General features: G+C 67.1%; 16 protein-coding genes. 9 read left to right on the top strand and 7 right to left on the bottom strand.

Annotation, left to right across the window (positions count from 1 at the left end; all coding sequences use genetic code 11):
* The first annotated feature begins 146 nt into the window (after positions 1–146).
* The 4 genes from O0J73_RS17570 to O0J73_RS17555 all read left to right on the top strand — a co-directional run bounded on the left by O0J73_RS17570 (position 147) and on the right by O0J73_RS17555 (position 3,287).
* Positions 147–2,036: an MFS transporter gene (locus tag O0J73_RS17570; protein ID WP_308309252.1), complete on the top strand. Its 1,890-nt coding sequence runs from the start codon at positions 147–149 to the stop codon at positions 2,034–2,036.
* A gap of 181 nt (positions 2,037–2,217) precedes the next feature.
* Positions 2,218–2,505 (top strand): CD225/dispanin family protein, encoded by a 288-nt coding sequence (locus tag O0J73_RS17565; protein ID WP_008265497.1) that lies wholly within the window; start codon positions 2,218–2,220, stop codon positions 2,503–2,505.
* A 34-nt stretch (positions 2,506–2,539) separates the two neighbouring features.
* Positions 2,540–2,818 (top strand): CD225/dispanin family protein, encoded by a 279-nt coding sequence (locus O0J73_RS17560; protein WP_006473644.1) that lies wholly within the window; start codon positions 2,540–2,542, stop codon positions 2,816–2,818.
* Between the two features lie 43 nt (positions 2,819–2,861).
* Entirely contained in the window at positions 2,862–3,287 is a 426-nt protein-coding gene (locus O0J73_RS17555) for a DUF2752 domain-containing protein (protein ID WP_006473646.1), read from the top strand.
* A gap of 295 nt (positions 3,288–3,582) precedes the next feature.
* Here the strand turns inward: O0J73_RS17555 and dcp are convergent, their stop codons facing one another.
* From dcp to arfB, 3 genes are all read right to left on the bottom strand, one after another.
* On the bottom strand, positions 3,583–5,739 hold the full coding sequence (gene dcp / locus O0J73_RS17550; RefSeq protein WP_004153614.1) for a peptidyl-dipeptidase Dcp: 2,157 nt from the start codon (positions 5,737–5,739) through the stop codon (positions 3,583–3,585).
* Between the two features lie 111 nt (positions 5,740–5,850).
* Positions 5,851–6,453: a lysophospholipid acyltransferase family protein gene (locus O0J73_RS17545; RefSeq protein WP_008266991.1), complete on the bottom strand. Its 603-nt coding sequence runs from the start codon at positions 6,451–6,453 to the stop codon at positions 5,851–5,853.
* Between the two features lie 4 nt (positions 6,454–6,457).
* The gene (gene arfB / locus O0J73_RS17540; RefSeq protein WP_004153612.1) at positions 6,458–6,889 is read right to left on the bottom strand and encodes an alternative ribosome rescue aminoacyl-tRNA hydrolase ArfB; all 432 of its coding nucleotides are present in this window, start codon (positions 6,887–6,889) and stop codon (positions 6,458–6,460) included.
* Positions 6,890–7,022: 133 nt separating this feature from the next.
* Here arfB and O0J73_RS17535 point away from each other — a divergent pair, with 133 nt between their 5' ends.
* The gene (locus O0J73_RS17535) at positions 7,023–7,550 is read left to right on the top strand and encodes a DUF2059 domain-containing protein (protein ID WP_004153611.1); all 528 of its coding nucleotides are present in this window, start codon (positions 7,023–7,025) and stop codon (positions 7,548–7,550) included.
* A gap of 75 nt (positions 7,551–7,625) precedes the next feature.
* On the opposite strand, the gene O0J73_RS17530 is transcribed toward O0J73_RS17535, so the two are convergent.
* Both O0J73_RS17530 and O0J73_RS17525 read right to left on the bottom strand, forming a co-directional pair.
* Complete coding sequence (locus O0J73_RS17530) at positions 7,626–8,411, bottom strand: pseudouridine synthase (RefSeq protein ID WP_004153610.1); 786 nt, start codon at positions 8,409–8,411, stop codon at positions 7,626–7,628.
* A 65-nt stretch (positions 8,412–8,476) separates the two neighbouring features.
* Complete coding sequence (locus tag O0J73_RS17525) at positions 8,477–9,058, bottom strand: O-methyltransferase (RefSeq protein WP_308309253.1); 582 nt, start codon at positions 9,056–9,058, stop codon at positions 8,477–8,479.
* A gap of 170 nt (positions 9,059–9,228) precedes the next feature.
* Between O0J73_RS17525 and O0J73_RS17520 the strand changes: the two genes are divergently transcribed.
* The 4 genes from O0J73_RS17520 to O0J73_RS17505 are packed head-to-tail and all read left to right on the top strand — an operon-like array spanning position 9,229 to position 12,361.
* On the top strand, positions 9,229–9,840 hold the full coding sequence (locus O0J73_RS17520; RefSeq protein ID WP_197564892.1) for a PIG-L deacetylase family protein: 612 nt from the start codon (positions 9,229–9,231) through the stop codon (positions 9,838–9,840).
* Complete coding sequence (locus O0J73_RS17515; RefSeq protein WP_308309250.1) at positions 9,840–10,979, top strand: glycosyltransferase family 2 protein; 1,140 nt, start codon at positions 9,840–9,842, stop codon at positions 10,977–10,979. Before O0J73_RS17520 ends, O0J73_RS17515 begins: the two co-directional genes overlap by 1 nt.
* Entirely contained in the window at positions 10,966–11,571 is a 606-nt protein-coding gene (locus O0J73_RS17510; RefSeq protein WP_004153602.1) for a putative transferase, read from the top strand. Before O0J73_RS17515 ends, O0J73_RS17510 begins: the two co-directional genes overlap by 14 nt.
* Before the next feature lie 4 nt (positions 11,572–11,575).
* The gene (locus tag O0J73_RS17505; protein ID WP_004153601.1) at positions 11,576–12,361 is read left to right on the top strand and encodes a YaiO family outer membrane beta-barrel protein; all 786 of its coding nucleotides are present in this window, start codon (positions 11,576–11,578) and stop codon (positions 12,359–12,361) included.
* A 54-nt stretch (positions 12,362–12,415) separates the two neighbouring features.
* Here O0J73_RS17505 and ubiB read toward each other — a convergent pair whose 3' ends face one another.
* The gene (gene ubiB / locus O0J73_RS17500; protein ID WP_004153600.1) at positions 12,416–14,071 is read right to left on the bottom strand and encodes a ubiquinone biosynthesis regulatory protein kinase UbiB; all 1,656 of its coding nucleotides are present in this window, start codon (positions 14,069–14,071) and stop codon (positions 12,416–12,418) included.
* On the bottom strand, positions 14,068–14,703 hold the full coding sequence (locus O0J73_RS17495; protein ID WP_004153599.1) for an SCP2 sterol-binding domain-containing protein: 636 nt from the start codon (positions 14,701–14,703) through the stop codon (positions 14,068–14,070). The genes ubiB and O0J73_RS17495 overlap by 4 nt, the downstream gene beginning before the upstream one ends.
* Positions 14,704–14,921: the final 218 nt, after the last annotated feature.

Raw genomic sequence — 14,921 nt, 5'->3', positions numbered from 1 at the left:
GGGAGGTGTGCGGACCACGGTCCGCACCCACAGGTCCGCACCCACCGTCGTGGGGCTTCAGTAGATCCACGCCATGCGTGGATGCATCCCGCCATGGTCCCGGCGGATAGGCAGGAATGCTAGGCTGCGCCGGTCAAGGAGGCTCCATGTCCGGTCACAACCAGTTCGCCCTGCTGCGCCAGCGCCGTTTCCTGCCGTTCTTCGTGGTCCAGGCGCTCGGTGCATTCAATGACAACGTCTACCGGCAGGCGATCATCAGCATGTTGCTGTTCATGGCCGTGCCGGAGGAAGAACTGGGGCTGTACGCCACGCTGGCGCCAGCCATCTTCATCCTGCCGTACTTCCTGTTCTCGGCACTGGCGGGGCAGATTGCCGACAAGCTGGAAAAATCGCGGCTGATCGTGATCACCACCACCATGGAGATCGTGATCATGTCGCTGGCCGCCACCGGCTTCCTGACCCAGAGTCTGCCGGTGCTGCTGATCGCGCTGTTCTGCACCGGCATGCAGTCGACGCTGTTCGGCCCGGTGAAGTACTCGGTACTGCCGTCGGTGCTCAGGCCCGAAGAACTGACCGGTGGCAACGGCCTGGTCGAGATGGGCACGTCGATGTCGATCCTGTCCGGCATGATCGTCGGCGGCCTGGTGTTCACCGTGGCCGGCAGCCACGGCACGGTGGTGGCGGCGTGCGCGATCATCGGCCTGGCCATCTGCGGCAACATCGCCGCGCGGCTGATTCCCAAGGTCGACGCCGGCGACCCGAACCTGAAGATCAACTGGAATCCGCTGCCGGAATCGCTGGCGGTGCTGCGCATGGCGCGCCAGCAGAAGGCGGTGCGCAACGCGATCCTGGGCGTGTCCTGGTTCTGGTTCGTCGGTACCGTGCTGACCTCGCAGCTGCCGGCCTACGCGGTGGCCAACCTGGGCGGCGAGCCGATCCTGTACATCTTCGCGCTCGCCCTGTTCTCGGTCGGCACCGGCGTCGGCTCACTGCTGTGCGAGAAGCTGTCGGCACGCACGGTGGAAATCGGCCTGGTGCCGCTGGGTGCGTTCGGCATGACCGCGTTCCTGCTTGACCTGTACTTCGCCCGCAGCGGCGAGGCCACCGTGCACGGGCTGACCGTCGGCACCTTCCTGCAGCAGCCCGGCAGCCTCCGCATCGTCATCGACCTGGTCGGCATCGGCCTGTTCACCGGCATCTTCGTGGTGCCGCTGTTCGCGCTGATCCAGAGCCGCACGCCGAAGGCACAGATGTCACGCGTGTTCGCCGCGCTGAACATCCAGAACTCCGGCTTCATCGTGGCCGCCGCCCTGCTGTCACTGGGCGCGCACAAGCTGCTGCACTGGACCATTCCGCAGCAGTTCCTGGCGCTGGCCATCGCCAATGCGCTGGTGGCGATCTACATCTTCACCATCGTCCCCGAATTCCTGATGCGTTTCCTCAGCTGGGTGATGGTGCGCACCCTGTACCGGCTGCGCCCGCACGGCATCGAGGCCAATGTGCCCGACGAGGGTGCTGCGCTGCTGGTCTGCAACCATGTCAGCTACATGGACGCGCTGATCCTGTCGGCGACGATCCCGCGCCCGGTGCGCTTCGTCATGTACTACAGGATCTTCAACATCCCGGTGATGCGCTGGATCTTCCGCACCGCCAAGGCCATCCCGATCGCCGGTGCGCGCGAAGATCCGGCATTGATGCAGCGCGCGTTCGACGAGATCGATGCCGCGCTGGCCGAGGGCGAGCTGGTCTGCATCTTCCCGGAAGGCGCACTGACCAGCGACGGCACCATGGCGCCGTTCAAGTCCGGCGTCGAGAAGATCCTCGAACGGCGGCCGGTGCCGGTGGTGCCGATGGCGCTGCGTGGCATGTGGTCGAGCATGTGGAGCCGCCGCGACAGCCGCCTCGGGCGCATGCGCGTGCCGCGCCGCTTCCGCGCCACCATCGAGGTGGTGGCGGCACCGGCCGTGGACGGCCGCAGCACCGACGCCCCTGCGCTGGAAGCCCAGGTGCGCGCCCTGCGCGGGGATCACGCCTGACGTAGCCGGCCCGCCAGGCCGGCCCGGCGACCTCCCCGCATACGCCACCGTCCAGTGGAGAACACGTCATGCCGTGCATGTAAACGCATACATGCAACGCCGGTTGCGGTAGATTACGCACCCACAGGGGGGAGGCCCGGCCAATGCATCGTGGCCGGCCACCAAGGAATGGAGTCTCGCTTTGAATCAACCACCACCGCTCAGCCGTCCGGTCTACATCCCCAACCATCTTGTCTGGGCGATCCTGACGACGCTGTTCTGCTGCCTGCCGTTGGGCGTGGTGTCGATCGTCTACGCTTCCCAGGTCGATGGCCGCCGCGCGGCCGGCGACCTGCCGGGGGCGTATAGCGCGTCGCGCAAGGCGGGCTGGTGGGCGGTGGCTTCGGCCGTGACCCTGCCGGTCCTGTTGCTGTTGTGGTTCGGGCTGTTCGGCGGCTTGGCCGTACTGGGCGCTCTTTCCGACCAATGATTCACAACCACCACCCATCAAGGAGCTTGAACCCATGAACACCGCTACTCCGCAGGTCCCGAACAACCTGGTCTGGGCCATCCTGACCACCCTGTTCTGCTGTCTGCCGGCCGGCATCGTCTCGATCGTCTACGCCGCACAGGTCAACGGCAAGCTGGCTGCGGGCGACATCGCTGGCGCCCAGGATTCGGCCGCCAAGGCCAAGAAGTGGGCCATCTGGTCGGCCATTGCCTGGGTCGTGGTGGTCGTGCTGTACGTGCTGTTCTTCGTTGTGCTCGGCGGCATGGGCGCGATGAGCAACAGCGGCTACTGATACGCCTGGACGGATCCGGCGCCTGCGCCGGATCCGTTGTTGCATGTCCGCGCTACCCGCCCGTTCCCGACTCGCCCGCTGGGCGCCGCTGCTGGTCTCCGCCGGCCTGGCCGTGGGTGCCACGGTGGTGCTGCGCAACGTCAATCCGTATGTCGCCGGCAATCCCTTGCCGAGCTGCCCGCTGTACGCGCTGACCGGCCTGTACTGCCCGGGCTGTGGCAGCACGCGCTGCCTGTATTCGCTGGTCCATTTCGACCTTCCGGGCGCGATGGCGATGAACCCATTGCTGGTCATCAGCCTGCCGTTCCTGCTGCTGATGCTGCTGAACATCGCCGGCATTCGCCCGCGCGTGCTCGACCCGCTGATGCGGGTACTGGCCAACCCCGTGTTCTGGCTCTGGGTGCTGCCCGGGTATGCGCTGCTGCGCAACCTGCCGTGGGCGCCGTTCACCGCGTTGGCACCGATCTAGGTTTTCGGCCAACGGCGCAGCCCCTCGTGGTGGGCGGCGTTTCAAAGCAGAAGCCTTGGGGTTGGCCGGGCGGGATGGGTTTGCGGGGGACGCCGTGAATCCGTCCATGGAGGCTTAGCCGCGCCATCCATGGCGCGGATACCCCCGCAACCGGACCCAGCCCACCTTCGACATATTCCTGCGATCTGCAGTAGATCCACGCCATGCGTGGATGAGCGGTAACTGCAGAATTCATCGATGACATCGACGCAAAAGAAAAACGGCGGGGCTGCCCCCGCCGTTTTCGCTTTCTTACTTACTTCAGCCCGCGGAACTTCAGCAGCGGCTCCACCGACGGGTCCTTGCCGCGGAAATCGCGGTACAGGGTCGACAGCTCCACGCTGTTGCCACGCGAGAGGATCTTGTCGCGGAACTCCTGGCCGTTGGCCGCCGTCAGGCCACCGTGTTCGGTGAACCACTGGTAGGCGTCATGGTCCAGCACTTCGGCCCAGAAGTAGGCGTAGTAACCGGCCGAGTAACCGCCACCCCAGATATGGTCGAAGTAGGTGGTGCGGTAACGCGGCGGCACCTGCGGCAGGTCGACCTTGAACTTCTTCAGCGCGCTGGCTTCAAAGGCGCCCACATCCTGCAGCGGCGCGTCGGCCTTCTGCGTGTGCCAGGCCAGGTCCAGCAGCGCAGCCGACAAGTACTCGGTGGTCGCGTAGCCCTGGTTGAAGCTGCGTGCCTTGAGGATCTTGTCGACCAGTTCCTGCGGCATCGCCTCGCCGGTCTTGTAGTGCTTGGCGTAGTGGGCGAACACCTTCGGGTCCAGCGCCCAGTGCTCGTTGAACTGCGAGGGGAACTCGACGAAGTCGCGCGAGGTTGCGGTGCCGGCGATCGACGGGTACTTCACGTTCGAGAACATGCCGTGCAGTGCATGGCCGAACTCATGGAACATGGTGGTGACGTCGTCGAAGCTGATCAGCGCAGGCTGGCCGGCGGCCGGCTTGGTGAAGTTGCAGACGTTGTAGACCACCGGCTTGGCACCGGTCAGGCCGTCCTGTTCAACGAACACGTCCATCCAGGCGCCGCCGGACTTGCTGTCACGCTTGAAGTAGTCGGTGTAGAACAGGGCCAGCGAGGTGCCGTCCTTGTCGAACACTTCGTACACCTTCATGTCCGGGTTGTAGGTCGGAATGTCGGTACGCGGCTTGAAGGTGATGCCGTACAGCTGGGTGGCGGCGTAGAAGACGCCGTTCTGCAGCACGTTGTCCAGTTCGAAGTACGGCTTGATCTGCGACTCGTCCAGATCGTACTTGGCCTTGCGCACCTGCTCGGCGTAGAAGTCCCAGTCGGACGCCGCAACCTGGAAGCCGCCCTTCTGCGCGTCGATCACCTTCTGGATCTCGCCGGCTTCGGCGCGGGCCTTGGCGGTGGCGGCCGGCACGGTGTCGGTCAGCAGCTTCAGCGCGGCGGCCGGGGTCTTGGCCATCTGGTCGCCCAGCTGGTAGTCGGCGAAGGTATCGAAGCCGAGCAGCTTGGCCTTCTGCGCACGCAGCTGGGCCAGGCGCTGCACGGTCTGCCGGGTGTCGTTGGCATCGCCACGCTCGGCGCGGGTCTCCGAAGCCTTCAGCACGGCCGCGCGCTGGTCACGGTCGCTGAGCGAGCCGAGCACCGGCTGCTGGGTGGTGTTCTGCAGCGGCAGCACGAACTTGCCGTCCAGCTTGCGATCCTTGGCGGCGGCGGCCGCGTTGTTGATCGCGTCCTCGTCCAGCCCGGCCAGCTTGGCCTTGTCGTCGACGACCACGGCGGCGGCGGCGGTGGCGGCCACCAGGCGGGTGTGGAACTGGGTGGAGAGCGTGGTCTCTTCCACGTTCAGCTTGCGCAGCGATGCCTTGTCGGCGTCGGACAGCTGCGCACCGGCACGCACCAGGCCGTCGTAGTAGTGCTCGACCAGGCGCTTCTGCACCGGGTCCAGCTCCAGCGTGTCGCGCTGGTCATAGATCGACTTCACACGCGCGAACAGCTTCGGATCGAGGTTGATCTCGTCCTGGTGCGCGGCCAGCTTCGGCGCCACTTCTTCCTGGATCTTCTGGCGCGCGTCGTTGGTATCGGCCTGGACCAGGCCGAAGAAGATGCGCGACACGCGGGTCAGGGTCTCGCCGCTGCGCTCCATCGCCACGATGGTGTTGTCGAAGGTGGCCGGTTCGCTGCTGTCGGCGATCTTGCGCACGTCAGCCAGGTGCTGGCGCATGCCTTCCTCGAAGGCCGGCAGGTAATCGCTGTCCTTGATCTTGTCGAACTGCGGCGCCTGGAACGGCAGCGTGCTGGCGCTCAGCAGCGGATTGGTGGAGGCTTCGGCCGGCTGCTGGGCCGGGGTCTTCTGGGCTTCGGACACGGGGGTGGACTCCTTGCCGGAACAGGCCGCCAGCGCCAGGCTGATGGCGGCGGCCAGGACTACGGTACGCGACATGTAAAACGCTCCTTGGGCAGACGGTATGGAATACCAGCCCTCCACCCTACTCCTGTCGCGCTCGCCCGGCATGTGCCGGACGTGGCGTCTATGCGGGGCCTGCCGGCCGGCTCAGACCGTGCCGCGGGTCTTGCCGATCCAGGGCCGGTAGAACTCGCGGATGGCGGCCATGTCGGCGGCGTCATCACCGCTGGGCGTGAACAGCGGCCCGATGCCGATGGTCTTTTCCGGGTAGTGGAAGTACGCGGCCAGGATCGGCACGTCGGCCATCCGCGCGATCTTCAGGAAGCCAGCCTTCCAGTCCTTCACCGCCTTGCGGGTGCCTTCGGGGGTGATCGCGAACCACATCTTCTCGTTGTTGCGCAGCAGGTCCACCGCCTGGCCAACGGTGCCCTGCGGCGAGCTGCGGTCCAGCGGGATCACGCCCAGCTTGTGCAGCAACGGGCCCAGCGGCCACCAGAACAGCGAGGCCTTGCCCAGCACCTTCACCTTCATGCCCAGCGCGATCTTGGCCGCCATGCCCCACAGCCCGTCCCAGTTGGACGAATGCGGCGCGATGATGAACACCAGCCGGGGAATGTCAGGCAGGGTGCCGGTTACCTTCCAGCCGCCCATGCGCAGGGTGCAGCGCGCCAGCCAGCGCAGGAAGGCGTTGGGTTTGACCTGTGGCATCTGCGGCGGCACGGCCGGCAGCAACGGAGTCGGGTTGTTCAAGCAATCACTCCCAGTCACGTGATGAGCGCCCGCGCTTGATCTGCGCGCGCCCGCGTTTGGCGTCCAGACGACGCAGTTTCGACCCGAGGGTCGGCTTGGTGGCCTTGCGCGGCTTGGGCACGCTCAGCCCGGCCTGGATGAAGGCCGCCAGCCGATCGCGCGCATCCTCGCGATTGCGATCCTGGGTCCGGAACCGTTGCGCATCGATGACCAGCACGCCTTCGCCGGTCATGCGCCGGTCACGCCGCGCCAGCAGGCGCGTGCGCAACGGCTCGGGCAACGAGGGCGAGTTGGCCACGTCGAAACGCAGTTCCACCGCAGTGGAGACCTTGTTGACGTTCTGCCCACCGGCGCCACTGGCACGCACGAACCGCTCGACGATCTCGCCGTCGGGGATTTCAAGCTGCGCGCTGATGGTGACCGGTCCACTGCCCATCCGCGCATTGTAGCGGCAGGCACGCCCTGCAGTGCGGCATCGCGCGCCGTATGCCGCCGATCAGGTACCGAACACGCCGCCTTCGCCTTGGCTGCGGGTATGCTGGCCGTCCCATGTACCGCAGGAAGCCCGCATGACCCGCACCGCACCCGCCCTGCCGTCCCTGCTGCGCCGCGCCGCCCTGCTGCTGGCGCTGGCCGCGGCCAGTGTGCCGGCCCTGGCCGCGCCGCCGACCGATGGCGACATCAACCGCCTGCTCTCGGCCTCGCGCGCGCAGAGCATGATCGACACCATGCTGCCGCAGATCGAAGCGATGCAGCAGCAGCAGTTCCAGCAGGTGGCCGCGCAGCGCCAGCTCAACGCCCAGCAGCAGGAGCAGCTGAAGCGGATCCAGGCGCGGACCAGCCAGACCCTGCGCCAGGCCCTGTCATGGCAGCAGCTGCGGCCGATGTACGTGGACCTGTACAAGAAGACCTTCAGCAAGGAAGACGTGCTGGCGATGGCCGAGTTCTACGAGAGCGCGGCCGGCCAGAGCCTGCTGGACAAGACCCCGGCGCTGATGCAGAACGTGATGGTGGCGATCCAGGCGCGCATGCAGCCGCTGTTCGCGGACCTGCAGAAGGACCTGGAAGCGATCGTCAACGAACCGGAAAAGAAGTGAGGTAGGGCCGGCCGCTGGCCGGCTCCCCGGTACATCTGGAATCGCGTAGCTGCCGGCCAGTGGCCGGCACGACCGTCAAGCGCTATCCACCTGCCAGCCGAACAGGTCCAGCGCCTTCTGGAACCCAGCGTCCAGCGGCGCGCGTACATCCACCGTGCCACCGTCGGGATGCGGGAACCGCAGGCGCTCGGCGTGCAGCAGCATGCGATGCACGCCCTGCATACGGAAGATGCGGTTGTGGCGGCCATCACCGTGGCTGGTGTCGCCGATCATGTGGTGCGACAGGTGCTTGAGGTGGCGACGGATCTGCCGGAAGCGCCCGGTCTGCGGCTGGCAGCGCAGCAGCGCGTAGCGTGAGCGGGTGAATTCACCGACCGGCACCGACAGCTCGCCGGTGGCCAGGCGTTGGAAGTCGGTGATCGCCGGCTTCTTCACCGGCTTGCCCGGGCCGCCGTCCAGATCATGGTCGACCTGCCAGGCGAGCTCGGCCGGCCAGCCCCGGCACACGGTCAGGTAGTCCTTCAGCACTTCGCCGCCCATCAGCGCCTTGCCCAGCGCGCTGGCGGTATCGCGGTCGAAGGCCAGCAGCAGGCAGCCACTGGTCGCCCGGTCCAGGCGATGGACCAGGAAGATCGGGCGGCCCAGCTGCTCGCGCAGGCGGTCGGCCAGGAAATCGTCTTCGCCGCGGGCCAGCTTGCTGTCGTGGACCATCAGCCCGGCCGGCTTGTTGACCACGGCCAGGCGCTCATCCAGGTGCAGCAGCTGCAGGGGTGCGGTGTCGGTCTCGACCGCAGCGAGGGTGTCGGGTTCGGTGCTCACCGCGGGATTATAAGGGCCTGCTTCCTGCAGAGCCGAGCCCATGCTCGGCTGCTCTGCGCGACCGGCAACAGCGTGCCAACCAAGGTTGGCACCTACCTGTAGGGCAGTCAGGCGTTGCGCACCGCCAGCAACTCGCCGTTGCCCACCGGCACCAGGCTGCTGCTGAAGCCGGCGTCGGCTGCAAACAGCGCGCGCAGCGGCTCCATCTGCGCGGCATGCGAGATCGCGTTGTCCACCACCAGCAGGCCACCGGGCCGCAGCACCCGGCGCAGCTGCGGCCACCAGCCGGCGTACTGTTCGCGGTCCGAATCGAGGAACAACAGATCGAGACTGGCATCGGCGGCCTGCGCAAGCCACTGGCCGGCATCGGCGTGGACCAGCGTGATGCGCTCAGCCAGGCCACTGCGCACGAACGTCGCTCGCGCCATCGCCACCTTGTCTTCGGCGTACTCCAGCGTGGTCACGTGGCCGCCGATGGCGGCGGCGGCTTCGGCCAGCCAGAGCGTGGAGTAGCCGTTGGAGGTGCCGATCTCCAGTACGCGCCGTGCTGCACCGAAACGCACCAGTACCGACAGGAACTCACCGGTCTGCGGCGTGATGTTGAGCATGCGCCGGGCACGTTCGGTCTCGCGTGCGTCGTTATCGGCACCGAAACGCGCCAGTTCGTCCCTCAATACCGAAAGCTGCATCGCTGTCGCCTCTTTCATTTGCCGCGTCAGGGCGGCCATTGTGGCCGATCAAGTCACATTTTCAGATTGATCCTAATCTTTCGCGTTGCTCGAGTTGCGATAGTTCCGCCTCTTTCGCGCGGGACGTTCCACCTGCCCGCCGCTCCCTCGGTTTTCGCAAGGACACGGCCATGGCCTTCGACATTCTGGCAATCGGCGCCCACCCCGACGACATCGAACTCGGCTGCGGTGGCAGCCTGGCCAAGCTGGCACGCACGGGTGCGCGCATCCATGCGCTGGTGCTCAGCCGCGGCGGCCGCGGCTGCCACACCGGTATCGACCGCAGCGATGAATCCCACCGCGCCCTGCACCGACTCGGAGTCGGCCACGTGATCCAGCAGGACTTTCCGGACACGCGTTTCCCGGGCTGCCGCAACGACATCATCGCGGCCATCGAGCAGGCCTGCGCCACGCTCGTGCCGCATCGCGTCTACACGATGTGCGGCGAGGACCACCACCAGGATCACCGCACCGTCCACGAGGCATCGATCATCGCCTGCCGCAGTGTCCCGCAGATCCTCTGCTACGAGAGTCCCAGCACCCTGCCGCAGTTTGCACCCCAGGTATTCGAAGACATCAGCGCGCAGCTGGACCTGAAGATCCACGCCCTGCGCGAGCATGCCAGCCAGAGCGATCGCCAGTACATGCAGGAGGACCATCTGCGCTGCCACGCACAGTTCCGCGGGCAACAGATCGGTATCGGCCCCAGCGAGGGCTTCCTGCCCCATCGGCTGGTGCTCTGATGAAGACGCTGCTGTTCCTGGCCATGTGCGTCTTCATCCTGGTGCGTATCTGCATGCTGCTGTCGCGCCGGCCGAGTACGCACCTGTACAGCATCGACGCGATCGTTCCGGCCTACAACGAAGCCCCGTGCCTGGAGCGCTCGTTGACCAGCCTGTTGAAGAACCCTTACCTGGCCCGGGTGATCTGCGTGAATGATGGCTCCACCGATGACACCGCTGCGGTGCTCGATGCGCTGCAGGCACGCTGGCCAGGGCGTCTGGTGGCGGTGCACCAGGCCAATACCGGCAAAGGGGGGGCATTGATGCACGGCCTGCAGCACGCCACCGCCGAACAGGTGTTCCTGACCGACGCCGACACCCATATCGATCCGCGCGGGCATGGCCTGGGATACCTGCTGGACGAAATCGAGCGTGGCGCCGATGCGGTCGGCGGCGTGCCCTCGTCCAGCCTGGAAGGCGCCGGTTTCCTGCCGCATGTGCGTGCCAGCCTGAAACTGCCGATGATCGTGATCAAGCGCAGCTTCCAGCAGTGGCTGGGCGGCGCGCCGTTCATCGTCTCCGGCTCGTGCGGCCTGTTCCGCACCTCGGTGCTGCGCAAGGTCGGCTTCTCCGACCGCACCCGCGTGGAAGACCTGGACATGTCCTGGTCGCTGGTCGCGCAGGGTTACCGCGTGCGCCAGAGCGTGCGCTGCGTGGTCTACCCGCAGGAGTGCAACACGCTGGTGGAGGAATGGCGGCGCTGGCGGCGCTGGATCGTCGGCTATGCGGTCTGCATGCGCCTGCATCGCGGCCTGCTGCTGACCCGCTTCGGCCTGTTCAGCATCCTGCCGATGATGCTGCTGGCGCTGGCCGGCATCGTGCTGACGCTGCAGGTCTGGTTCGGCGCGGCGATGCTGCATGGACCCGCCGGCCTGGCATTGGCGGTGATGCCGCTGTTCTGGATAGGCGTGGTCATGCTGCTGGCGCTGATCAGCGCCATCCATCATCGCCGCGCCTGGCTGGTGCCTGCCGCCGCCTTCTCGATGCTTTATGTACTGCTTGCCTATGCGATCTGGGTGATGCACGGCCTTGCCGGGCTGTTCACCGGCCGCGAGCCGGTACGCGACAAGCCGACGAGGTATCCGCATGTGGTGGAATGATCTCACCGCCCTGGCCGATGCGCTCCCGGCACTGGCATCCCACATCGATTCCAGCGCCCAGGTGTCGCCACGTGCAACCGTGCAGGGGACGGTGTGCATCGGTGCCGGCAGCCGCATCTGCGACGGAGCCCATCTGCAGGGCCCGATATCGATCGGCCGTGATTGCCTGATCGGCAACAACGCGCTGCTGCGTGGCCCGCTGCGCATCGGCGATGGCACCCGCATCGGCTTTGCCAGCGAACTGAAGAACGCGTTGATCGGCGAGAGCGTCAGCATCGGTCCGCAGTGCTTCATCGGCGACAGCCGTATCGATGCCCGTGCCTACCTTGGCGCGCTGGTGCGCACCAGCAACCATCGCCTGGATGGCGCGACGGTCGCCGTGCACATCGGCGGCGCCGTCATCGACAGCCAGCGCGACAAGCTTGGCGCGTGGATCGGTGAAGGCGCCTCGCTGGGCGTCGGCGTGATCATCCTGCCCGGTCGCATCATCGCACCGGGCAGCCAGTTCGGACCGCGCATCACCGTGGAACGAAACCTGCCGCCGGGCCGTTACCGGCTGCTGCAGTCGCTGCATTCCCAACCCCTGGAGTAACCCCATGCGATTGATCTTCCGTGGCGCGCTGCCGTGCGCCCTGTTGCTGGCTGTGTCCAGCGCCCATGCCGGCGTCGACCGTGTTTCGATGCAGCTGGACCATGCCGACTACACCGACAGCTTCGGCAAGCGCGACGTGCAGACCCTGGATGTGGCCGGCCGCAACGGCCACACCCGTTGGCACCTCGGCCTGGCCCATGGTGAACGCGACTTTGGCAGCAGGCGCTTCAGCGGCAACCGCGTGCAGGCCTCGCTGCACCAGCGCTGGAGCCCGCGGTTGTCCACCCGCACCGCCGTCACTGCGTCCAACGATAATCCGGTGTTCGTGAACCGCCAGGTCAACCAGGACCTGCAGTGGAAGGTGGCGCCGCAGACCGTGCTCAGCGTGGGCGGCAAGTACGCGCAGTACCACGCCGGCGCGTACGTGAGCGGCTGGTCGGTGGGGGCCTCGCATTACTTCCCGCGCGTGACCGCCTCGCTGCGCCACGAGCGTCACCGTCAGTCCAATGGGCCCGACGGCCATGGCACCACGCTGTCGCTGCGACTGAAGGACGCCCAGGGCCGCGGTTCAACCCAGCTGTGGCTGGGCACCGGCACGTCCGGCTACGCGGCAGAGTCCGATCCGCTGCTGCTGCGCGAACACGATGCGCGGCGCGCCTTCCTGCGCCGCAGCCAGCCGCTGGGCGAACATCTGGTGCTGGACATGGGCATCGGCAAAACCTGGCACAAGACCCGCCTGGACACCTTCCAGAGCGTGCAGTCGCACGTGGGCCTGGGCTACCACTGGTAAAAACCCGGGGTGGGTCGGCGGCATGCATCGCCGCCGGCCCTCAGCCTGACCGGCTCAGCGCCACCACGCGCGCAGCAGCGCCACTGCGCCAACCGCGCCGGACAGCCAGCTCCACATCGGCAGGTCACCCCAGTACCAGCCCGGCGGTTGCAGCACGTACATCAGAGCCGCGATGGCCAGCAGGCCAACGCCGGTGATCGCCCCTACCGCGCGCTTCTGCAGGCGCTGCAGGCTGGCATCGAGCGCCACCAGATCGCGCGAGCGCATCGCCAGTTCGTGGCGGCCTTCCACCTGCTGGGTCAGCCAGGCGTGTACCAGCCGCGGCATGTCCGGCGCATGGGTCATGATCTCCGGCAGGCGCTTGCCGATCTCGCGCACCACCCGGCGAGGGCTGTAGCGCTCGCGCAGGATCTTCGCCAGCACCGGCTTGGCCACTGCCCAGATGTCGATCTGCGGATCGAGCTGGCGGCCGACACCTTCGATGTTCAGCAGGGTCTTCTGCAGCAGGATCAACTGCGGCTGCAGGGTCAGCTGGTAGCGCTGCGCCACGCGGAACAGCTTCATCAGCACTTCGGCCAGCGAGATCTGCGACAGCGGGCGGGTGAAGTACGGCTCACACACCGAACGCACCGCCGCTTCCAGATCATCGATGCGCACGTGGTCCGGCATCCAGCGTGCCTGCACGTGCAGTTCGGCGATGCGGCGGTAATCGCGGTTGAAGATGGCCATGAAGTTCTCGGCCAGGTAGTACTGATCTTCCTGCGAGAGCTGGCCCATGATGCCGAAGTCCAGCGCGATGAAACGCGGGTTGGCACGGCGCGCCGGATCGGTGTCGACCCAGATGTTGCCGGCGTGCGCGTCGGCATGGAAGAAGTTGTCGCGGAACACCTGGGTGTAGAACACCCGCACGCCCTTGGCGGCCAGCGCCTTGCGGTCGATGCCGGCCTTGTCCAGCGCGGCGATGTCATCGGACGGGATGCCCCATACGCGTTCCAGGGTCAGCGCACGCTCGGCGGTGTGGCTCCAGATCACTTCCGGCACGTACAGGTCGTCGCTGTTTTCCCAGAAGCGGCGCAGCACGCTGGCATTGGCGCCTTCGCGCTGCAGATCCAATTCGGCAGCCAAAGTGTTCTCGACTTCGGCCACTACCTCACGCGGCCGGATCTTGTCGGCACGCGGGTGGGTGCGCTCGACCAGCGCGGCCAGCGAGTTGAGCAGGGCGATGTCGGCGTCGATCTGCTTCTCGATGCCTGGGCGCAGCACCTTGACCACCACCTGGCGGCCGTCGGCAAGCGTCGCTGCGTGCACCTGCGCGATCGAGGCCGAAGCCAGCGGTTCGGTGTCGAAGCTGGCAAACGCCTCGCTCACCGGCAGGCCAAGCGCTTCTTCGACGATGCGACGCGCGGTATCACCATCGAACGGCTTGACCCGGTCCTGCAGCAGGGTCAGCTCGTTGGCCACGTCCGGCGGTACCAGGTCGCGGCGGGTCGACAGGATCTGGCCGAACTTGACGAAGATCGGGCCCAGGTCCTGCAACGCCAGGCGCAGGCGAGCGCCGCGCGATTGTGCGGCAATATCGGCCGAAGCGCGCGGCACGAACGGCTTGGCCAGGCGCAGCCAGCGCTCGGCCGGCGTGCCCTGCAGCAGATCGTCGAGGCGGTAACGCAGGATCACCCGGCCGATGCGGCTGGCCCGCAGCACCGCCTTCATGCGGCACCCCGCAGGCGCTGCACGCGCGCGCCCAGGCGCTCGACGTCATCGCGCAGCACGTCCACGTCGTCATGGAAGGCATCCAGTTCGGCACGCGGCACCACATCACGCGATTCCTCGGTGATGAATTCGGCTGCGCTGTGGGCCAGGTCGATCGCGCCCTGGCGTGCGTGCTGCAGGGCGCTGCGCAGGGTGTTGGCCACCTGCACGCCCAGCACCTCGCCGAATACGCTGACGAACGGCTGCTGCCAGTCCGGATCGAAGCCCTTGGCCAGCTGCTGCAGGCGGCGCGCCAGTTCGGCGTCGCCGGCTACGCGCACGCGGCCCTTGCCGGTGCTGTCGGCGCGGCGCGCGTTGGCCAGCAGTGGCAACTGCGCCAACACGCCGGCCAGGCTGCTGCGCACGGCCAGATCGGCTTCCTGCGTGTCGACCGGGCCAACCCGCAGTTGATCGCCCTCGACGCTGATGCGCATCGCCAGCGAAGGCGCTTCCAGGGTCAGGTCGATATGCCGGCCGTCGAGGCTGGCCAGCGCATGGCGGGTATCCGGATCCAGCGCGAGGGCGCGGTTCAGGGCGATCTGCAGGGCGCGGCCGGCGACCGGCTTGAGGGACTTGAGCAGGGAGAGAGCCATGTGCGCATTCTACCTGCGTGGGTGGGGGGCTTGGGCCGGGCTGCCGCCCGGCACCCGCAGAGGCAACGACAACGGCAATAGCCGAAGCAACAGCAACAGCGGGCATTTCGTGGGTTGGCGGGGCGGGTCCGGTTGCGGGGGACGCCGTAAACCCCCCTCCGGGGTCCGGCCCAGCCGCTGGCGGCTGTGCGTTCGGGCGCTTGCGAAGCAGTGCTTCG

Origin of the sequence: Stenotrophomonas sp. Sm6012 (assembly GCF_030985895.1) — a bacterium.
Taxonomy (GTDB): Bacteria; Pseudomonadota; Gammaproteobacteria; order Xanthomonadales; family Xanthomonadaceae; genus Stenotrophomonas; species Stenotrophomonas forensis.
The sequence above is the reverse complement of the archived record's forward strand: the minus strand, read 5'-3'. Positions and strand labels throughout refer to the sequence as shown.